This is a genomic window from Allorhodopirellula solitaria, from assembly GCF_007859855.1.
Taxonomy (GTDB): domain Bacteria; phylum Planctomycetota; class Planctomycetia; order Pirellulales; family Pirellulaceae; genus Rhodopirellula; species Rhodopirellula solitaria.
This window is the reverse complement of record NZ_SJPK01000001.1, coordinates 371,539-393,265: the sequence shown is the minus strand read 5'-3', so window position 1 is coordinate 393,265 and position 21,727 is coordinate 371,539. Positions and strand designations below refer to the sequence as shown.

Annotated in this window: 14 protein-coding genes; 6 read left to right on the top strand and 8 right to left on the bottom strand. The window is 58.0% G+C overall.

The window, feature by feature from the left end; all coding sequences use genetic code 11:
- Nucleotides 1-189: 189 nt before the first annotated feature.
- Genes CA85_RS01530 through CA85_RS01520 form a run of 3 tightly spaced genes read left to right on the top strand, consistent with a single transcriptional unit; the run spans nt 190 to nt 6,070 of the window.
- Complete coding sequence (locus CA85_RS01530) at nt 190-1,788, top strand: sulfatase (protein WP_246112399.1); 1,599 nt, start codon at nt 190-192, stop codon at nt 1,786-1,788.
- A complete protein-coding gene (locus CA85_RS01525; protein WP_146389528.1) occupies nt 1,785-4,529 on the top strand; it encodes a PSD1 and planctomycete cytochrome C domain-containing protein in 2,745 nt (914 codons plus the stop codon). Before CA85_RS01530 ends, CA85_RS01525 begins: the two co-directional genes overlap by 4 nt.
- Before the next feature lie 53 nt (nt 4,530-4,582).
- On the top strand, nt 4,583-6,070 hold the full coding sequence (locus CA85_RS01520) for a DUF1501 domain-containing protein (protein ID WP_146389526.1): 1,488 nt from the start codon (nt 4,583-4,585) through the stop codon (nt 6,068-6,070).
- A 58-nt stretch (nt 6,071-6,128) separates the two neighbouring features.
- On the opposite strand, the gene CA85_RS01515 is transcribed toward CA85_RS01520, so the two are convergent.
- A complete protein-coding gene (locus CA85_RS01515; protein WP_146389524.1) occupies nt 6,129-7,388 on the bottom strand; it encodes an alginate lyase family protein in 1,260 nt (419 codons plus the stop codon).
- 467 nt (nt 7,389-7,855) lie between these two features.
- Here CA85_RS01515 and CA85_RS01510 point away from each other — a divergent pair, with 467 nt between their 5' ends.
- Nucleotides 7,856-10,045 carry an FdhF/YdeP family oxidoreductase gene (locus CA85_RS01510; protein ID WP_146389522.1) on the top strand — a complete coding sequence of 730 codons (2,190 nt, stop codon included), beginning with the start codon at nt 7,856-7,858 and terminating at the stop codon, nt 10,043-10,045.
- Complete coding sequence (locus tag CA85_RS01505; RefSeq protein WP_146389520.1) at nt 10,042-11,310, top strand: adenosylmethionine--8-amino-7-oxononanoate transaminase; 1,269 nt, start codon at nt 10,042-10,044, stop codon at nt 11,308-11,310. The genes CA85_RS01510 and CA85_RS01505 overlap by 4 nt, the downstream gene beginning before the upstream one ends.
- Nucleotides 11,311-12,108: 798 nt before the next feature.
- On the opposite strand, the gene lptB is transcribed toward CA85_RS01505, so the two are convergent.
- Nucleotides 12,109-13,017: an LPS export ABC transporter ATP-binding protein gene (gene lptB / locus CA85_RS01500; RefSeq protein ID WP_146389518.1), complete on the bottom strand. Its 909-nt coding sequence runs from the start codon at nt 13,015-13,017 to the stop codon at nt 12,109-12,111.
- 100 nt (nt 13,018-13,117) lie between these two features.
- Nucleotides 13,118-15,163, bottom strand: a complete 2,046-nt coding sequence (gene lepB, locus CA85_RS01495; RefSeq protein ID WP_146389515.1) for a signal peptidase I — start codon at nt 15,161-15,163, stop codon at nt 13,118-13,120.
- Nucleotides 15,164-15,308: 145 nt separating this feature from the next.
- On the opposite strand from lepB, the gene CA85_RS01490 reads away from it, so the two are divergent.
- Entirely contained in the window at nt 15,309-16,139 is an 831-nt protein-coding gene (locus CA85_RS01490; protein ID WP_186774683.1) for an alpha/beta hydrolase, read from the top strand.
- Here CA85_RS01490 and CA85_RS01485 read toward each other — a convergent pair.
- The 5 genes from CA85_RS01485 to gcvT all read right to left on the bottom strand — a co-directional run bounded on the left by CA85_RS01485 (nt 16,106) and on the right by gcvT (nt 21,670).
- The gene (locus CA85_RS01485) at nt 16,106-16,924 is read right to left on the bottom strand and encodes a lipoate--protein ligase family protein (RefSeq protein ID WP_391564836.1); all 819 of its coding nucleotides are present in this window, start codon (nt 16,922-16,924) and stop codon (nt 16,106-16,108) included. The genes CA85_RS01490 and CA85_RS01485 overlap by 34 nt on opposite strands.
- Nucleotides 16,921-18,423 (bottom strand): aminomethyl-transferring glycine dehydrogenase subunit GcvPB, encoded by a 1,503-nt coding sequence (gcvPB, locus tag CA85_RS01480; RefSeq protein WP_146389510.1) that lies wholly within the window; start codon nt 18,421-18,423, stop codon nt 16,921-16,923. Before gcvPB ends, CA85_RS01485 begins: the two co-directional genes overlap by 4 nt.
- 105 nt (nt 18,424-18,528) lie before the next feature.
- Entirely contained in the window at nt 18,529-19,926 is a 1,398-nt protein-coding gene (gene gcvPA, locus CA85_RS01475; RefSeq protein ID WP_146389508.1) for an aminomethyl-transferring glycine dehydrogenase subunit GcvPA, read from the bottom strand.
- 108 nt (nt 19,927-20,034) lie between these two features.
- The gene (gcvH, locus tag CA85_RS01470; protein ID WP_146389506.1) at nt 20,035-20,433 is read right to left on the bottom strand and encodes a glycine cleavage system protein GcvH; all 399 of its coding nucleotides are present in this window, start codon (nt 20,431-20,433) and stop codon (nt 20,035-20,037) included.
- Nucleotides 20,434-20,509: 76 nt separating this feature from the next.
- Nucleotides 20,510-21,670: a glycine cleavage system aminomethyltransferase GcvT gene (gene gcvT / locus CA85_RS01465; RefSeq protein WP_146389504.1), complete on the bottom strand. Its 1,161-nt coding sequence runs from the start codon at nt 21,668-21,670 to the stop codon at nt 20,510-20,512.
- Nucleotides 21,671-21,727 lie beyond the last annotated feature (57 nt).

Sequence of the window (21,727 nt, the reverse complement as noted above, 5' to 3'; positions counted from 1 at the left end):
ACTCGTGTCGATTGGACGAAGGCTCAGTACATCGCGAAGGAAAAGAGAAATGGGCTGCCAACGGTTGGCCATGAGATGAAGCAAAGGTGGCATCGAACTTCACTGAGATTGATTTCACTGGTGAGGGGATGGCATCCGGTTTGGGACGTGAACTTTGGTACAACAACAGAGAATAGAGGAATGAGGAACATGCGTTTTGCAACCCTGATGGCTTTGACGTGCTTGAGCGTTCTCGCGCATGCGGATGACCGCCCCAACGTACTGTTCATTGCCATCGACGACCTGCGTCCTGAACTGGGATGCTACGGTTCGCCGATCGCCGTGACGCCGAATCTCGACGCGTTGGCATCGGACGGATTGTTGTTCAATCGGGCTTACTGTCAACAAGCGATCTGTCGGCCGTCGCGTGCTAGCTTGATGACTGGCGCGCGACCGGAGACGACGGGATTGTTCCACAATTACGTTGCTCTGCGTGAGTTACAGCCCGACATCGTCACCTTGCCTCAACACTTTGTGGCCGGCGGGTACGAAACCGTCTACTGCGGAAAGGTTTTCCATCAAGGCGATACCGACGAGGGCGTATCGTGGAGTCGCGAACCGGTAGAGGCGATTCGCGGCGTGCAGAAACCATCTGGTCCGTTTCGGCTGGCGGAAAATCAACGCATTCGAAACAGCGATCGACACGCAATGATCGCCAAATATGGTGAAGCGGCCAAACGCGGCCTCGCCAGTGGGCCGGCCTATGAAAAGGCTGACGTCGCCGACACGGCGTACGTCGATGGCTACAACACACAACTAGCAATCGCCACGTTGAAAGAATTGGTGGGCAACGATCGCAAGCCGTTCTTTCTGGCGATGGGGTACAAGCTACCGCATCTCAATTGGTGCGCGCCCGCGAAGTACTGGGATCTATACGATCCCGCTGACATCCCAATGGCCGAGGTGACCGATGCCCCCCGAGGCGGTGCTGCGATGGGCCTACACGCATCGTTTGAACTGCGCACTCGCTCCGGAATCCCCAAGTCCGGCCCGCTGGGGGCGGACCTGTCGCGAAAGCTGAAGTACGCCTACTTGGCCAGCACCAGCTACGTCGACGCCCAGATCGGAAAGTTGATCGGAGCCCTTGAAGATGCGGGTGTCCGAGATGACACGATCATCGTTGTTTGGAGCGATCATGGCTGGCATCTTGGCGACATGGGCGTGTGGGGCAAAGCAACCAACTACGAAATTGCGACGCGGGTTCCCCTGATGATCTGGACTCCCGACATGAAGTCACGCGGTGCCCAGACCGACGCGCTGGTCGAACTGGTCGACATCTATCCAACGCTTTGCGAGTTGGCTGGCCAGCCTCTGCCCGAACACCTGGAAGGACTGAGTTTCGTGCCGCTATTGAATGATCCCGATCAGCCCTGGAAGACCGCTGCGTTCAGTCAGTATCCCAACCCGGCGCTACGTGAATGGGCAGCCAATCCGCTCTCACCCGCGATGCGAGAAACTTGGTTCGGTCCTTTGATCGGAAAAGTCGAAGAACGTATTCAGTCTCAGCAGGGTGAGGCATGGGATCGGGAGTTGTTCGAGCAGCACCTCACCGGTTTTACGATGCGAACGGCTCGCTATCGATTGGTGCTGTGGAAAGACCGTCGCAACATGGACGACGAGCCCTTGTTTGTTGAGTTGTACGACCACGAAAACGATTCGAGCGAAACCAAGAACATCGCTGACGAGCAGCCTGAATTGGTCCGTGAACTCATTGCACAACATTCTGCTGGCTGGGAGGCGGCACGATGAATCGATCTCTCTTAACCTTGACGTTTGTACTTTTTGCTTTCTGCCCATCGCCGCTTCCCGGTGATGAGATCAACTTTGAAGACGATGTTCTCCCGATTCTCGAAAACAACTGTCTCTATTGCCATGGCGAAGATGAGCAAGAATCAGGATTGCGTTTAGACCGTCGGGGCATGATGCTCCGTGGTGGCGATTCTGGTTTGGCTGCTGTCGTTCCTGGGCATCCGGAGAAAAGCTATTTGGTGCAGGCCATCAATCATGTTGACGAAGGCATGTCGATGCCGCCCGATGAGGATAAGATTCCTGCCGAGGAGATCGAACTGATCACCCGTTGGATTCAGGAGGGCGCCCAGTGGCCCGGGCAGATGGACGATGTCGTCGAGGAAGAGATTGAACACTGGGCCTTCTTGCCACGCAAACGCGAATTTGATCACGACACGATCGATGGATTTCTGCATCAGCGATTGGCGGACGCCGGACTCGATTTTTCCCCGTCTGCGGATCCACGTTCATTGATCCGGCGGGCTGCGATCGTATTGACCGGCCTCGCTCCCACGCCCGAGCGAACACGAGCCTTCATCACGGATTTCGAGAACGATGGTGATGCGGCCTACGAATCGCTAGTCGACGAGTTGCTCGCGTCGCCGCACTTTGGCCAGCGGTGGGCGCAGCATTGGTTGGATGTCATCCGGTGGGCTGAAACCAATGGCAGCGAAAGCAACCTGTACCGCAAGAACGCTTGGATGTATCGCGACTACGTCGTCAGCGCATTCAATGACGACAAACCGTACGATCAATTCATTCGCGAACAGCTCGCCGGTGACAAGTGGGACATCGGTCAGGCAACCGGATTTCTGGTGGCTGGCCCCCACGTCCCATCGGCGACCGTCGGTTCGGAGCCATCGGCCCGGCGACAGGCACGTGCGGACCGTTTGGATGAAGTCTTGCAGACCGTCGGCGCCTCGATGATGGGCATGACGATCGGCTGTGCACGTTGTCACAACCACAAGTTCGATCCGTTGTCGATCCAAGACTACTATTCGCTGACGGCTGTTTTCCAAGATGTTGAATTCGGAAGCCGTTATCCGGAGCGTGCCGACGATGATCCGCGAGTGCAGCTCGAGAGAGAATTGCGGGGCAAGCTCGCCGACCTGCGTCGCGAGATGCTAGCTCGTGGTTACGCCTGGACGGAAGACTGGAAGGCTTACCAAGAAGTTCATTTTCCCCAACGCAGCGTCGATCGGCTCCGGATCTCCTTCTTGGGCCGTTTTGTATTGATGGACGAAGTCGAAATTCTGCAGAAAGACCCCGATGCACCACGCGGCGTTCGCAATATCGCGTTGCCATCGCTGGGGCTGCAGGTCGAGGAGAATCCGGCGACGAAGAATGAAGGCATGACCGCCGAAAACTTGGTCAACCAGAGCTATGGAGCAAAGGAATTCAAGGCGACATCGCCCAAGGGTTCGGCCGAGCGGCCATGGGTGAATTTTGGTTTCGCCAAAGCGGAGCCGATCAGTCGCATTCGGCTGAGCTCGGATCGCGAGGACTTCTTGGAAACGGATTACATCAAAGGCCTGATGAAGATCAAATACGGCGACTTTCAGTTGGAAGTTGCTGATGAATCGAAGGCTGGCGCAGAGGCTTGGAAACCGTTTTGCACGTCGGCTGGGATGAAGAGGCGGGCGATGGAAGACACAGAGTACAATGCGATTCAGACTCAGATCAACAACGTCATTTCACAGTTGATCGACAACGGACCACAGCCAGCGTTCGTTGCCCGATTCGTCGACCCCGTTGAGACCTTTGTATTGGCACGCGGCAGCCCGGAAAGCCCGTATGATCGGGTTTACGCATCTGCTCCCGCCCGCTTCGATGGCGATCTGGGGATTCCTCTCGATGGCCCAGGTCCACAGCGTCGTGCTGCTTTTGCCAAATGGTTAGTGGATCCCGAAAACCCGCTCACCGCGCGGGTGATGGTCAATCGGCTGTGGCATCATATTTTCGGTTCCGGAATCGTTGCGACCCCCAGTGACTTTGGTCGCGCGGGGGCAATGCCGACCCATCCGGAGCTGCTCGACTGGATGGCGGCGCGATTCATTGATTCGGAGTACTCAATGAAGGCGATGATCCGTTCGATGGTAATGTCGCGAGCCTTTCGCCAGTCCAGTCAGCCCAACGCAGCAGCGTTGGAGAAAGATGCGACTGCACAGCTTCTATGGAGATTCCCACCGCGCCGCGTCGAGGCTGAGGTCATTCGCGATAGTGTACTGCTGGCATCCGGCCGGCTCGACGACTCACTCGGTGGTCTCAGCTACCGCATTCACAACGAGAAAAAACGCTACGCCCAATGGAAAGTCGTCGATAACTATGGCGAGGAAACTTGGCGACGGATGCTCTATCAAGAACGCATGCGTCGCGTCGACGATCGCATGTTCACAGCATTTGACTTTCCAGATTGTGGCCAGATTCGGGCGAAGCGTCCGGTGTCGACCACGCCTCTGCAAGCGTTGAATTTGATGAACAGCGATTTCATTGTCACGCAAGCCAGGTTGATCGCGCAGCGGGCTCGCCAAAAGGCTGGCGACAACCTGCGTGAGCAAGTCGGCTGGTGTTTTCAGCTACTACTCACTCGCGAACCATCCGATGACGAACGCAACGCTGCTGTCGAATTTGTCCAGTCCGAATCACTGGAACTGCTCTGTCGCACGCTGGTGAATACTAATGAATTTGCCTTTCTGCCTTGATTGAACTAAACTCGCGCCCGCGGCTCGCACCGTCGGCTCCGTGGAATACGACTATGAACCCTGAAAACATCTCCTCGGTCGGACGATCGCTTCTCAATCGCCGTGGCTTCCTTGGCCAGTCGGGCATGGCGCTGGGAGGGATCGCCCTGTCCCAACTCCTCGCTCAAGATCAGCTATTGGGTTCCGATGCGTCCGGCGGCCCGATCCGTCCGCAATTTGACGACGAGAATCCCTATTCGCCTCGGGCGCCGCATTTCGAAACGCCCGCCAAGCAGGTGCTGGTCATCTATTGTCCTGGCGCGGTCAGCCATGTCGACACATTCGACTACAAACCTGCTCTGTATAAGCTGCATGGGCAGAAGCCACCGGGCATCCCTCAAGTGACGTTCGAAGGTCCGACGGGGAACATTGCCAAACCGTTCTGGGATTTCAAACCTCGTGGCGAATCCGGCAAGATGGTTTCGGATCTGCTACCAAACCTGGCCGGCATGGTGGATGACTTTTGCTTCATGCATTCGTTGACGACACAAACCAGCGCTCACCCACAGGGCGAAAACTTCATGAATACCGGCTTCACGATGGAAGGTTTTCCATCCTTCGGCGCTTGGGTAACCTATGCGCTCGGTTGTGAAACGGATGAGTTGCCGGCGTTCGTCGCGATCAACGACCCGCGTGGCTTGGCGCGTAGCGGTAAGAACAACTTTGGCAGCGGTTTCCTTCCCGCTGCGTTTCAGGGTACCGATTTCACCGCCGCCAATCCGCCAGCCAATCTCGGACGACCGAACGCGTACACCAGGAACTCGGACCGCGCCAGCGTATCGCTTTTGCAAAAACTGAACGCGGAACACCTGCAGCGTTATCCGGGCGACGCGGACCTCGCCGCCCGCATCGCCAGCTATGAGTTGGCTGGACGAATGCAGACGTCCGTTCCTGACGTGATGGATATCGCCAACGAGCCCGCTCACGTCCACGCCAGCTACGGAACCGATAGCGGGACAGAGTTGAAAAAGGCATACGCACACAACTGCATTCTCGCCCGCCGGTTGTTAGAAAAGGGCGTGCGCGTCGTCCAGCTTTTCAACGGCAGCGATCCGTCGGGTGGTAACGGCATTACGAATTGGGATTCGCACAGCGACATCAAGAAAACGCACGCCATGCAGGCCGAGATCATGGACCAACCGACCGCCGCCTTGATCGCCGACCTCAAACAACGCGGTATGCTACAGCACACGCTGGTGGTGTGGTGCACTGAATTCGGACGCATGCCATTTCTGCAAGCCAACGGAACCGGCCGGGATCACAACCCGGACGCGTTTACCTGCTTCCTCGCCGGCGCGGGCGTGAACAAGGGCTTCAGTTATGGTGAAAGCGATGAGTTCGGATTCAAATCAACCGTGAACCCAACCACCGTGTACGATTTCAATGCCACGCTGTTGCACTTGATGGGCCTCGATCATGAACGCCTGAGCTACTATCACAACGGTATCGAACGGAGACTGACCAACGTCCACGGCCATGTGGTGAAAGACGTCCTCGCGTGAATGGAACCCTTCCGGCGTAGGTTCTATTCCCTGTAGATCGGCCTCGTGCGAGTTAACTTCAGTCGGACACGTTCGCTTGGGTGGCGTACATCAGCGTATCCCAGGGCAATGAGCCGCTGGGACGCCTTCGTCGCCGGCGGGAATCGCGATCACCGCGACCGCGGTTCGGTGTATCTGAATCGATCGCTCTCTGACGCAGCTTCAGCATCGCTTGCTGCGAATACTTGGCGTCGAGTCCTTGGCGGTGGACATAGTGACTGACGACTTTCTCGTACATCGGACGCAACCGACCGCGGGAATCGTCGGAGATTTTTTTGTAGAAGTATCTACCTTCGAAACTGCGGTAGGGCTCGTAGGGAACATCCATTCCCAGATTGTATTTCGCGGTGTACTCGAACCCTTTCAACAAACGATTGTCTAGCTCGCCATAGAGGTCGAGGCCTTGGTGCCATGCCGTCTCACACGTGGTCGCCAAGTAGTCCAGCCCCATCTGCGTATGGGCTTGATCTCGTCCCGATTCCTGGCATTCGCCAAACTCGTTGAAGTAGTTACCGATCGCTCCGTTACCTTTGCCGTTTCGGTAGTACTGGACGGCACGATCGAACATCTCTCGATCGTCTAAGTAGACGCCCATCGCAATCATTGTTTGCAACATCGATGCATCCCAATTTCCGTTGGCGGAGGGATAAAAGTCTTCAATGATCGGATACCAGATATCGCGGACCATTTTCTCGAAGGCTTCTTGATTCGGTCTCGGCCAACCGTCCCACGTGTGACGAAGCAGTTCGGCGGCATTGAGATATTCCTGGCCGTCCATTCCCACGAGCAACCTGGCGTCGTGGTTGCTAATCGATTGCAAAGTTCCCGACCAAGCATCTAGGATTTCGGCGGACTTGCGAGCATGTGCGGGGTTGCGGTCAATGGCCCACACGAGTGCATGGGTATATGCGGCAGCAGCATCGTTGCTAAACTCCGATGATCCGACGTCTGGGTTATTGCTGGCACCTCGCTGAACGTTGGCAACCGGTTCAGCCTCCCACTGAAGACTTGCGAACCGCGATTGTTTCGTCGTGTTCCAAGCATCGATCCACGGCGACTCGCTGTCGTCTATTTTCTGACGGATCGAATCGAGGTCCGCTTGCGAGTGGGCGATTCCAGGATGGACGAATCCATCGGACGCGGGAGATTGTGGCTCTTCGGCGGAAAGCAATGCCGTCAGCACTACTGAGACAACTGCGACCGCTAGCGGCCGTGGAACTTGGCGCAGGTGAGCTGGGGTCTCGCGGACCAGCGTGGAAAAAGTAGATACGTGAGTCATTTCGTTGGCCTATGAATTAGATGTTCTTTGCTCGTCTGAGCATGCAATTAGCGTCGGGTAGCGGGCAACGTCCCTCGCTAGCGTTCGAGTTGCTTTAGCAGGGCTGCCACCCCGCCTACCGAGCCCGACGCCTGGGACTCGATGCCCGGTTGTGCCAACCCGCAGGTCAGCAACTCGAGACGATGACGGTTTCACTGGTCGATTAGCATGTTGCGGCGGTGCACCAGAGCGGAATTTCACGTCCACCCCGGCAGTTGGCTCCGCTATTTTACCGCTTTCGCTGCGCTGCCGCACTATCCGGGGTGATTTCCGAACGAGACACCGAAGATCCGCTCTTCTGTTCAACGTCTCTGCGTTTTCTGTACGAAGCTGAAAGATCACGCCAGCAGGTCTGGCACTGCGGTTTTGCCCGGGATCGGTTAAACTGCTTAGATCAGTCTTCACGAGATCCCAGAGGCGACCCCAAAATGAAAGTTCGCAGCGGCGGCGGTTACCGAGCTATTCTCTACTCCTTCAAGAAAGGCCGAGAGGCGGGTGGGTACTGGAAGTTCTTCAAGGCCATGCGGACTCGAAATACGTGTAAAACTTGCGCTCTCGGTATGGGCGGCCAGCAGGGCGGGATGGTTAACGAGGCTGGATCGTTTCCTGAAGTCTGCAAGAAAAGCATGCAGGCCATGGCGTCGGACATGCAGCCGGGGATCGACCCAACGTTCTGGAAAAAACACTCGGTCGAGGAGTTGCAGAAACTCTCCCCACGACAACTCGAGTACTTGGGGCGTTTACTGCATCCGGTTCGATATCGAGCTGGTAGTTCGCACTTCGAAACGATTACCTGGGACGAAGCTTTTTCGAGCATTGCCGACAAATTCGCCTCGCTCACACCCGACGAAACGTTTTGGTACTTCAGCGGCCGCAGTAGCAACGAAGCCGGGTTTCTGCTCCAGCTAATCGCTCGGATCTATGGTACCAACAACGTCAACAATTGCAGTTACTACTGCCACCAGGCCAGTGGCGTGGGATTGCAAAGCAGCGTCGGCAGTGGCACGGCGACGATCGACCTCGAAGACCTGGAAAAAGCCGACCTGGTGTTCTTGATCGGCGGAAATCCCGCGAGCAACCATCCGCGATTGATGACCAGCCTGATGCATGTGCGTCGCCACGGCGGCAAGGTCGTGGTGATCAACCCCGTGCGCGAAACCGGCTTGGTCAAGTTCCGCATCCCCTCCTCGCCGCTCTCGCTGCTGACGGGCACCAAGATCGCGTCGCACTACACAATGCCACACATCGGTGGCGATTTGGCGCTGCTGTGGGGGATTGCCAAGGTGCTCCGCAGCCGAGATCAGATCCAACTCGATTTTCTGAAGGAGCACTGCCGCGACGATGAAGCCTTTCTCGAACGCGTCGATTCATTGGAATGGGACGAGATCGTCAGTAAGTCGGGCGTGGAGCGAGCAGAAATTGAAACGATCGCTGAGATCTATGCTGCGTCGGAGCGGACTGTGTTCGCTTGGACGATGGGCATTACTCATCACGCGCATGGCGTCGACAATGTGCAGGCGATTGCGAACCTCGCGATGTGCCGTGGGATGGTTGGGCGTCCGGGCGCGGGACTGATGCCGATCCGCGGCCACTCCAACGTCCAGGGGATCGGCAGTGTGGGGGTGACCCCCAAGCTGAAACAGCAGATCTTCGATGCCCTCGAGTCGAAGTACCAGATCAAGCTACCGCTGAGCCCGGGTCTCGACACGCTCGGTTGCATGGAGGCAGCGGCAGAGGGACGCGTCAAAGCCGCCCTGTGTTTGGGCGGCAACCTGTATGGTTCGAACCCCGATGCGAATTTCGCTGCCGATGCCCTATCGAAGCTCGACCTGAATGTGATGTTGAGCACAACGATGAACACGGGACATGTGCACGGCTTGGCCCAAGAAACGATTATCCTTCCGGTCTTGGCCCGCGATGAAGAACCCGAGCCGACGACCCAAGAGTCCATGTTCAACTTCGTTCGGCTCAGTGATGGCGGCCCCCGCCGTCTGCCGGGGCCACGCAGCGAAGTGGAGATCATCTCCACCCTCGGTCAACGCCTGCTCGGCGACGACGCTGGGATCGATTGGGAGCAAATGCAGCACACCGAGACGATCCGCCAATGGATTGGTGAGGTGGTTCCGGGTTATGAAGCAATCCAATCGATCGGCGAGTCCAAGAAAGAGTTCCACATTGGTGGCCGCATCCTTCATCAGCCCACCTTTGGGACCGAGGATGGCCGCGCCGTGATGCACTGTCACGACCTGCCACCACTCAAGGGCACCGCCGACGACGAGTTGCGATTGATGACGGTGCGCAGTGAAGGGCAATTCAACACGGTCGTTTACGAAGAAGAGGACTTGTACCGCAACCAAGACCGCCGGGACATCATCTTGATGCACCCCGACGACCTGCAACGGCTCGGGCTCCAACACGATGAGCGAGTGCGCGTCGAGAACGAGACCGGGCACATGGATTCCATTCTCGCTCGCGGTTATGAAGACATCCGGCCGGGCAATGCATTGATGTACTATCCAGAAAGCAACGTGTTGGTCTCCCGTTATTCAGACCCACACAGTAAAACACCCGCGTTTAAAGGCGTCGTCGTGAAAATCCGGTCGATGCAGACAACATGAACTCCTCGAATTCGAGACAAAGTATCTGGCGTCCGTACTGCCAAATGAAAACGGCGCCATCGCCGCTGGAGATTGTGTCGGCTGACGGTTTTGAGCTCACCACTGCAGACGGCCGCAAGCTAATCGATGGCATGGCCTCGTGGTGGTCGGTTTGCCACGGCTACGCTCACCCGCACGTCGTGGAGTCCACCTTGGAGCAGTTGTCGCGGCTGCCGCATGTGATGTTCGGCGGGATTACGCATGAGCCTGCCGAGCGATTGGCCGCGCGGCTCGCAGCCATATTGCCGGCTGATCTCGATCACGTCTTCTTTGCCGACAGCGGGTCAGTCGCGGTCGAAGTCGCGATGAAGATGGCGGTCGGTTATTGGCGGCGGCGCGGCCAGCCTCAGCGGCAGCGGTTCCTTTCCTTCACTCATGCGTATCACGGCGACACCACCGGTGCGATGTCGCTCTGCGACCCGGACCGCAGCATGCACGCCGATTACGGCGACGCGATCTTGTCCCAGCACCACAGCGTCCTGCCCGTCGATGACGCTAGCGAAGCGGCATGTCATGAATTGCTAGCCCGACACAAAGAGAACATAGCTGCGGTCTTTGTCGAACCGTTGGTCCAGGGCGCTGGCGGAATGCGGTTCCACGATGCCGAGACCGTGACACGGATCCGCCGGCTCTGTGACGAGCATGACGTCCTCATGATCGCTGATGAGATCGCGACAGGTTTCGGCCGGACGGGAACGATGTTTGCCGTCGAAGCGTGTGATGTGGTGCCGGACATTATCTGCCTCGGCAAGGCGCTGACCGCTGGGACGATGACCATGGCCGTCACTGTCGCAAACAGCCGCGTCTTCGATGCGTTTTGGACCGATCGAACCGCAGACGCGCTCATGCATGGCCCCACGTTCATGGCCAATCCCTTGGCTTGTGCCGCTGCCAACGCGTCGCTCGACCTCTTCGATCGTGAACCCCGGGTCGAGCAAGCTCGGCGGATGGAGCCGAAACTGCAAGCTGGTCTGGCGCCCGCTCGTGAACTGCCCGGCGTAGTGGATGTTCGCAGCCGCGGCGCGATCGGCGTGATCCAAGTCGAGTCGCTGGCGGATGTGGAAGACCTTCGCACTCGATTTGTGGATGCGGGCCTGTGGCTACGCCCCTTTGGTGACTGCGTCTACGTCACGCCACCGCTGAATCTCCCCGACGATCTGATCGACAGGGTTTGCTCGACGATGGTGGAAGTGATGAGCAGCCGGGATGCAGGGATCTTGATTTAGGAGATGGCTAGGTGTCTGGTACACCTTGATTTTAGGGTGGTGGACGAGGCGACGAGCTGTTGATTAACCGCAAGTATTCCTACGCCGAAGGCGTTGAAGAAAATAGCCGGTGGTTTGAGCGTAAGCGAACACCACCGGATAGATCGCCAAACGCCAACCCCGAATGGGGTTGAAGATCTTTCACGACGAGGTCTGCGACCGACTTCGGGGTCGACGCTCCATCGTCAACGAACCACCGTGGGACGTCGATTCAATTACTGACGCTTTTCCACCGGACGTGTCCATTGCATGTCGGCATGGGCTTGCCAGCCATTGTGTATAGTCCCGATAGGGACGGCAGCACTCTGCCGGGGACGTCAGTCCCCGGTCCAGCCTGCAGTTTCCGACTCAGCCCCGGTAGGGGCGACAGCAGCGGCAAGATAGCACGCCCATTTCGGTTTGGCTGTCGTCCCTTCGGGACTTTGGCTCGTTGTTCTCCTGTATTCCGGGGACTTGCGTCCCCGGCAGAGTGCTTCCGTCCCTTTCGGGACTCAGGACACGTGGCTCGGCCCCGAGAAATTGCCTACAAATTATGCAATAATTAAATCGACGTCCCTAGGTGGCGCTACGGCTATTGTCTATCATCCCTTTCGGGATACTTGTGGGTATTCGACTGCTCGATGCTTCGTCCAATACGACACTTATTACTCCCGCGTTCCTTAAGAAAATAGCCGGTGGTCGAGCGTAAGCTTGCAGGGAACGGACAGATGTCTAGGCAAGGGCATGTTGAGGAGCCCGGCCAAGGCATCGTCAAAGCGATCACACGTCGGTAACGCGGCGGGGGCGATGACGGGGGGCGGCGGGTTTGACGCGGATCGATTCGTGGGCTGGGTCGATGCGTTGAAATGACCCGGGATCACTCGGTGGGTTTTGGGTGCCAGCGGCAGCATCGAGGTCACCGAGGTATTCTTCGCGTACCTTGGGATGTCGTTTGACCTCGTCGGGCGTGCCATCGATCAGCACCTGGCCTTGATAGATCACGTAACATCGGTCGACGGTCGTCAAAATCTCACGGGCGGCATGGTCAGTGATCAGGACGCTAATCCCCGAGTCGCGCAGCTGCGTGATCACACCTTGGATGGACTGGACCGTTACTGGGTCAATCCCGGCAAAGGGTTCATCGAGCATCACAATTTTTGGATCGGAGACGAGGCAGCGTGCGATCTCGAGCCGTCTCCGCTCGCCGCCGCTCAATCCCGCCGCGGGGCTTTTGCGAATGTGCGTGATATTGAATTCTTCGAGCAGTTCGTTGGTTCGCTCTTTCCGCCTTTTGCGGTCGAATCCGAGTAGTTCCAGCAACGCCGAGATATTCTGTTCGACCGAGAGTTTCTTAAAAACGCTGGGCTCCTGGGGCAGATACCCCATGTTCCCATCACGGGCACGGCGGAACATGGGCCAATCCGTGACGTCCTGGCCCGCCAAATAAACGCGGCCTCGGTCAGGCTGGACGAGCCCGCAAATCATCCGGAAACTCGTTGATTTACCGGCACCGTTGGGTCCGAGCAGGCCTACGATCTCCGCTTCATCAACGCTCAGGTTGACGCCATCGACAACGGGGCGTCTACCATAGGTCTTCTGCAACCCCACCGCTTCGAGGATGGGTTCGCGTTCGACGAATTCATCGTGGTCGGAATGAGGAAGCGTAGCTGAATCGAATCCGGCGGACATGGCAGCGGCCCGGCATCACAAGGGAGGATGGAGTGGGAAGGGACACTGCCCACCATCGCAAAACTCCCTCGCCAGCACAATCTCGACTCGCAGGCACCGCCTATTTTATTAACCGCATTCGCTCGAAATTGGGCGTGAAGGGAACAGGGGTTGGCCAGGGGTGGGGCCAAAAGATTGCCAGAGCCTTGCCCACCAGTAAATCCCGAGGAACGAAGGCGGCATCGGCAAAGAGATAGGAGTCTGGATCGACGCTGCGGTCCCGGCCATATCGCGTCTTCGTACCTGCCCAACACCTCGCGTCGAGGCTCTCCGGGCTATTATCACCCATCGGAAAGAACTGATCTTCTCCGATCGGAAAAGAAACCCGCCGGCGACTCGCCCATCCAGGAAAGTCTTTCCACACCTTGGGCTCGGCCATGACCGCTTGAATCTCCTCAACACGTACCGTGGCATCCGCGAACTCGTTGATCGCCGACATGTCGTAATCGAGCATCTGATTGCCGTTCTGCGTTGCGATGTAGTACTTATCGCGGTCGATGGTCATGCGATGAAGGGTTGCCTCACCACCTCGGACAGCGATACCGACGGGCGATGCGTCTCTCGGGTCACCCGGGCCGTTGTAGACTGGGCGGACTTGTTCCGGCTTCAAGAACTGCGAGACGTCAAAGGTTGCCGGGGTCTCAAAAGCAACGACCTCATCATCCACCCACAACACCAACTCATCGTCGCAGTTACTAAAACGGAGTTTGTGCCGACTGCCGGCCCGTACGTCAGTCTCCGCAATCGGATTGAGGTTTTGAGAGCCCGCGACAGCATCAAAACTGCGGGGCTGGCCATCGTTGATCGACAAGCTCGCCTGGCCAGTCTTCAAATCAAAATTGCAGCGGTACTGCACACCGGCTTCCACAATCTCCATCGTCAGAACTTGAGTGCCGGCCGCAGTCTCCACATCGGCCTCGACGATGAGATCGCCAACCCAATGGGCACCGTCGCCAGCATAGCCCGACGTGCCATACTGCAAATGGTTTCGAAACTGATCCAAGTTACCGCCCGAATCATAGCTGGGACGAAAAACACCTCCGCCTCGGGAGTTCCCCAGCAATCGTTGCAACGGCGACACACCGCTGGGCGACGGCTTGATATCGTAAACCCGGTCCGCATCGACAAACAGATACGCATCGTAGGCATAGAAATCGGTGATCAGTCTGCCTAGGTAAGGATCCACGCCGGCCAACGAAAGACTATTGTCGGCATCGTCCCATTGCTCAGAGGTCGGCCAATGGTGGTAGTACCTCAGCCACTGTGGCGTCTCGGCACTGGCTTCGACGCGAGCGAGCAATCCATCGGCAGAGCGTTCGACGGTCCACGAGTCACTCGGCGGACTTGAAACGCCTGGACGCCAAGGCTGCAGTCGAGCGGGGTACCCCGCTTCGACCAAGGCGCTGGGTTGATGGTTGCTGTCGTAGACCATGCTCTTCATCGCCAACAGCTTTTCAGGCGGCTTACGCAAAATTTCGCCGATCGGGTCGCCAGTGCGACTCACCATCGGCTCCGCGTCCTCACCGGGGGTGCCCGGTAATGCGTAAACGTCACCGTGCATCAGGGTCAAGGTTTCGTTGGGGAGTCCGACGAGGCGTTTGATGTAGTTTTGCTTGGGATTGATCGGCACTTTGAAGACGATCACATCCCATCGTTCGGGATCGCTCAGGGCGTAGGCAAACTTACTGACGAGGATCCGGTCACCGCTGAAGGTCGCATCTTCGGGATTGTTCTCGAGGTCGAGCGGGTAGACGTGTCGGCAGTTCGGACAGACACCGCCAACGACCACGTTCTCGATCGCCGCACTTCGATTCTCGAGACTCGCACCGATCGGGAATTCTTGACCGCATTCAGGACAGAACACATCTTTATGGGCGCCCATCAAGGCTGGCGCCATCGACCCCGTGGGAATCACGAACGCTTCAGCAATAAACGTCCGGAACAGCAGTGCGAGCACGAAGGCGACCACGAAAGCCTCCGCTGTCTCACGGAGCCCCTGGACCCGAAACACGGCGGCCCGTTGCTGCAGCAGTGACATCGCGTCCCAGGCCTCCTGAGGCGAGGAGGCCGAGTTCGCTGTCGTCGCGGATGCAGTGGTTTCTGGCATATCGAATCAAAACACAAAAGGGCATAAACATCTCGGTAACCCGCTGTCGCCAACGAGGCTCCGCGGAGTGTAGCGATTCTAACCGCTTGGGCAGTACCTCGAAATGCTGGGTAGCCTTGCCGATCGGGCAGCTCCGTGGATCTCCATGCCGCTCGCAATTCAAGGCCGCGGCTTAACGAGCCAGGCCCAGGCGGCGGTCGCGAAGGCTCCTTGTGACGCTACCGATTTTGCAAAGTATTCTGATTATTACGCCGATAAGGAGGCAATGGTTGCCTCCTTTTCTATCGTGCCGCCGAGTTCGCCTGCCCGGGAAATCGTCGTCACCGTGCCCGGTCTACTTGCCGGCAGAAACAGCATGCGACAATTGGATGGATGTTTGCGATCAGCCGGCTATCACAGCGAGCATTGGCCCTACCCCAGCCTGAGGGGATCGATCACGCGTCATGCCGCTCGGCTCAGCGACGATCTAAGCGCCGTCGCCCGTTCGAACGAGTATCGCCGCATTCACTTGATCACACATAGCATGGGCAGCGTGATCGCTCGAGCCGCCATTCTCCAATCTCGCCTGGAGACTCGCTGGCCCGCATTGATCGGCCGCATCGTGATGTTGGCGCCCCCCAACGGCGGCTCACGCCTCACTCGAATCCCCCTCGGTCCCTTTGCTTCCTCGTTCCCTCAGCTCTGCGAGCTCTCGGAGTCACCCGATAGCTACGTTCGCCGCCTGCCACCCCTTGAGCAAATGCCCGTCGGTGTGATTGCGGCTACCAAGGATTTCGTCGTTGCTCAGCCATCGACTCACTTGGTCAACCAACGCGATCATGCAGTCCTGCCGACAACGCACCAGCGATTGATATCGCATCCAGACGCCATTGCGATGTCGATTCGGTTTCTACAGACCGAACGGTTTGCAGATGCACCGATCGATGGCTCACACCGAGACGATCAGCGGCGGCGCGTCCAGTCGGCGGCGGCATAACGGTTCGCGCGAATCGAGACGCTGTGATCGCGTTCGGCTGCGCTCAATTCACCACTTTGCCAGTCCAAAGTCATCGTCTCAGCGATCCCATCTGCGATCGATTGAGATATCGCAATCGGATCGATTTCGATCTCAGCTAAGTCGGCTACCCCGGGCAAAACATCCGCATGGCAAGAAACCTGCAGCAGCAAACTGCCATGCTGTAGCACACCGCCACGCACGCGGCGCTGGGCGCTGCCGAGAATCTTGTAGCCGCTACAGATGAGGTCTTCGTCGGTACGCCGCTGGAAACACAAAAAGGGTTCTCGAGGCTGCTTTCGGCTCGGCAGCAAACCATCCGACGGTGCGCGGCTCTCTTTCGATGGGATCACCGTTTCTGAACGAAAAGCCCGCGCCGGAACGTCGCTGTACGCGGCGGCGGTCACGCCCAATCCTTTGAGAGTATCGATCACACAGGCGTGGACGCTGCGATAGACCGCTTGGCGCGCCCCCGGTCCGGTATCGGCCAGCGGCAGAGAGAGCGAATAGGTGAGTTCGCGGTGGTGCATGATCGCACCGCCACCCGTCGAACGGCGGACGAGATCAACAGGTTCGCCCGCCCAGTCTCCAGCTTCATCGGCAGCTTGAAAGTAACCCAACGACAGCGTTGGACGACTCCAGCCATAGAACCGCAGTGTGGGCGGCACGGCGTTGCCTGCGACGGCGGACACAATCGCTTCGTCGATTGCCATATTCGTCGCGCCGTCGTGATACGCAAAGGGGATGAGACGACCGCTGCTACTCACGACTGGTCGTCGGGCGTCTCAGGTTGGCTCCAGTGCAGCACGGGGCGGCGGGCGGCCCCCACGTCATCCGGGCGACTGATTCGTGTTGAGTGTGGCGCTTCATGGACGGTGTCACCGGATTCGTCAGTAATCCGGAACAAGGCTTCGACAAACGCATCGAGTGTTTGCTTGCTCTCGGTTTCAGTAGGCTCGACCATCACGGCTTCATCGACGACCAACGGGAAATACACCGTGGGGGCATGGAACCCATAATCGAGGATTCGCTTGGCCAGATCCATCGCCGAGATCTTCTTGTCCTTCTTCAGCCGCGAGGCCGAGGCGACAAATTCGTGCATGCAGCGATCGCCGTGGGGTACATCCAAGAAATGCTTGACTTGGCTGAGCAGGTAGTTCGCGCTGAGCACCGCGTCTTCGCTGACCCGCCTGATCCCATCGCCACCATAGGTGCGCAGATAGATGTAGGCACGCGCCAGAACGCCGGTGTTGCCAAAGAAACTACGGACGCGTCCAATCGAATGCTCGGTCGGCTCAGAGAGATCATAGTACCACTCGGTTTGCCCCTCGGCGGTCTCAATCTCGCGGCGGGTGACGATGGGAGCGGGGAGAAACTTGGTCAGGAAATCGCGGACACAAATCGGACCTGCACCTGGTCCACCACCACCGTGTGGACCGGAGAAAGTTTTGTGAGGGTTGTAGTGCATCAGATCAGCGCCAAAATCGCCCGGTCGACTGATCCCCAAGATCGCGTTCATGTTCGCGCCGTCGAGGTAGATCAGCGCGCCCGCATCGTGAACCATTTTGTTCATCTGCTCGATGTTGCGATCGAATAACCCTAGTGTGTTGGGGTTGGTCAACATGAATACGGCAGTATTCTCATCGAGTTTGGCGGCGAGGTCGTCCAGATCGACGAGGCCGTCTGCGTTGCTCTTGACGGTTTTGGTTTGAAAACCCGCCATCTGAGCGCTGGCGGGGTTCGTGCCATGGGCCGAGTCGGCGGTGAGGACGATATTGCGGCTGCTGCCGATACTGCGAAAGTAAGCTTCGGCGACCAGCAAGGCAGTGAGCTCGCCGTGGGCGCCCGCGGCGGGTTGGAGCGAAACGCCATGCAGCCCGCTGATTTCCGCGAACATCTCCTGCAGCTCATAGAGCATCTCGAGCAGTCCCTGCAGGTGCGAGGGGTCCTGCATCGGATGAACGTCAGCTAAGCCGGGCAACGACGCGATGCGTTCGTTCCGCTTCGGGTTGTACTTCATCGTACACGAACCCAGCGGGTAGAAATGGGTATCGACGCTCATGTTGAGCGTCGACAGCCCAACGAAGTGCCGCACGACATCGCCCTCGGCAAGCTCTGGCAAAGGCGGTGGATCGCTGGCCAGAAAACGGTCGTCAAATCCCGACAATGCATCGGTGGTTGGAACACCGGGCTCGCCGAGCCGATGGGCACGCCGTCCGGGGCGACTGAGTTCAAAGAGGAGCTGAGCGGATTGCTGGTTTCGCATAATAGAAATGCAGTGAAAGACGTGGATGGTTCGTAGCTGCCATTGATTAGGCAGCCCCAGCCGCACCCCGACGAGTGCAGCAACAGGGAAAAAAGAATCGCTAAACTAGCAAGCGGCTGTTTGGGGGGCGTGGCAGAGGATCTCCGCCCACTGGTCGATCTCCGCACGGGTGCGCTTCTCCGTGACAGCGACGAGGAAGCAATCACGATATCGATCGGGTAACCCGGTCAAGGTGCCTTCGCATTGCAGGCCAACCATCGGACCGAGGTCGATACCGGCGAGCAACGCGTGGTTGCGAGCGTACTCCAATAGCTCGGCAACATCCCCATTGCGATCGCGGACGACGAACTCTTTGAGCGAGGGACCTTCTCCAACGATCTCAAAGCGTTCCGTTGCGACAATGACCTGTTTGGCGTACTCGGTTTTGGCGATGCAGTGGTCGCTCGTTTCCCGCAGTCCCTCCGGACCGAGCAGGCTCAAGTGCACGGTGGCGCGGAGGGCCAGCAGCGTTTGGTTACTGCAGATATTGCTGGTCGCTTTTTCGCGGCGAATGTGTTGCTCTCGCGTTTGCAGGGTCAGCACCCAACAGCGTTTGCCGCGGCGGTCGGTGGTTTGTCCAGCAATCCGGCCAGGCAGGCGGCGGACGAGATCCTCACGACATGCCATGATGCCCAGGTACGGGCCGCCGTAAGCCAACGGGTTACCGAGCCCCTGTCCTTCGGCGACGGCGATGTCGACACCCATGTCACCAGGGCGACGCAGACGGCCGAGACTAACCGGATCGAAGGATTCAATCGTCAGTGCACCAGCGGCTTTCGCGGCCGCAGCGATGGCGGCGACATCCTCGAGACCGCCAATAAAATTCGGGTGCTGAACGAGCACACAAGCGGTTTGGTCGTCGATCGCATCGATGATGCCTGCTGAGCAACCGTTCTCGTCCGCTGCTACCACCACGATCTCAGCATCGATATTGCGGAGGTAAGCGGCCAGAATCTCGCGGTACTGCGGGTGCACGACATCACTGGTGATCACCTTGTTGCGACCACGCTGGGTGGCCAGGGCCATCAACACGGCTTCGGTTGCCGCCGATCCGCCGTCGTAAAGGCTCGCGTTGCTCACGCCGAGGCCCGTCAACTGGGTGATCAAGGTCTCGTACTCAAACATCACCTGCAGGTTGCCCTGGCTGACTTCGGCCTGGTACGGCGTGTAGGAGGTGTAGTACTCGCCGCGGGAAGCAATCTCGTCAACGACCGCGGGAATGAAGTGATCGTAGGCACCACCGCCGAGGAAGCACACGTGCGAGTTCGCGTTGGCGTTTCGATCTGCCAATCGGGTCAGTTCCGCGGTCAATTCCATCTCGTGGATTGCGGGCGGCAATTCCAATTGCCGCTGGAGCTGGACCGATTGCGGGACTTGATCGTTAATGATCTCGTCGATGCTTGAAGCACCGATGGCCGCGAGCATCTCACGGCGATCATCGTCGGTATGAAATAAGTACGACATCTACTTGGGAACCTATCTGAAAAGAGGCCTGACCCTTTTCGGTAACGAATGTGACAGTGCTCGATATGCTCGGCATGGAAAGGGCCAGGCCCCTCTGCGGCAGACGTCTTAGCCTGCTTGAGCGCATTGTTTCTCGTAAGTGGCATGATCCATCAGCGTTTCGGCTGGTTCACCATCGAGTTTGACCTTGAGGATCCAACCGAATTCGTAGGGATCTTCGTTGAGTCCCTCGAGGTTATCGGGCAACTCGGTGTGCACCGCGACGACTTCGCCGGCGACGGGGCTGTACAACGGGCTGACGGCTTTGACGGACTCGACTTCCCCAAACTCATCTCCAATGGCCAGCTTTCGACCGACTTCGGGAAGATCCATGTAAACGAGGTCATTGAGGGCCTCGATCGCAAACTTGGAAATCCCGATGGTGGCGATTCGTTCGCCGTTTTCTTCGGCGACGTCGACCCACTCATGGGTTTCGGCGTAACGCAGTTGTTTGCTGTCGCGGGACATGGAAGCTTCCTTCGCAGAGAGAGAAAGTAGGGGAACGAAATGGGTTGTTCGATGGAGTCGCGTGTCGCGAGATCCGCTACGAGACAGGACGTCGATAAAACGGCAGTTTTGTCGGGCGGGCCACAACGCTGCGACCACGGATGTCAATTTGATATTCCGAATCGCTGCCGCGTTCGCGGTCGACCAGGGCCATCGCGATGGGAACACCGAGGGTTGGCGAAGGCCCACCACTGGTGACGGTGCCGATCTTCGTACCGTTGGAATCGAGCACATCGCTGCCTTCGCGTGCCGGACGCTTGCCCTCGGGAAGCAATCCGATCCGAGTCTTTTGCGGCCCGTCTGCTTTGATCTTTCGCAGTGCAGCGTCGCCTACGAACGAACGGTCAGCGAGGTTGACGGCGAACTTCAGCCCTACCGTCAATGGGTCCACCGTCTCACTCAGCTCATGACCATAGAGTGGCATGCCCGCCTCCATTCGCAGCGTGTCGCGAGCGCCGAGGCCGGCCGCAATGAAGCCGGAGTCGCGTCCCGCCAACAGGATGTTTTCCCACACCCGATTAGCTTCTTCGGCACGGACGATCAACTCCAATCCGTCTTCGCCGGTGTAACCTGTGCGACTGACGATCACCGGTTTCGCAAACTGGTCGGTGATGCGGGCTTGATAGTTCTTCAACCGTGCAGGATCGAAACTCAATAACTTCTTGCAGGTCTCGATCGCGAGCGGCCCTTGCACAGCGATCATCGCGGTCAGTTCCGTCCGATCGGACATGGTGACTGTAGGGAATTCAGCTAACAAAGGTGTCAGCCACTGAATAATCTTGGCGCGATTCGATGCGTTGACGACCAGCAAGTGGAAACGCCGCTCCGACGGGGTCTCCAAGTGCGAGACGAGTACATCATCGAGGATACCTCCGTCGGCATTGCAGACCATCGAGTAGCGGACGCCTCCGACCCCGAGGTCACTAACCCGGCGGGTTAAGACATGGTCCAAAAACTCTGCGGCCCCGTCTCCGTCAAACCGCAATCGCCCCATGTGAGAGACATCAAACAATGCCGCCCGGTTTCGACACGCCTGGTGTTCGGCAACGATCCCATCGCCGTACTGAATCGGCATTTCGTAACCGGCAAAGGGGACCATCTTCGCACCGGCATCTCGGTGCCATTGATCCAGCGGAGTTTGAGAAAGTCCGTTCGGTGCGGACGATTCGTGCGATGCAGGGGCGGATGATTGCGTCATGAGCGGATGCGTAGGCACGGAGTTTCCCCGCGGCGTCATCCTGAATGTCATCAGAGC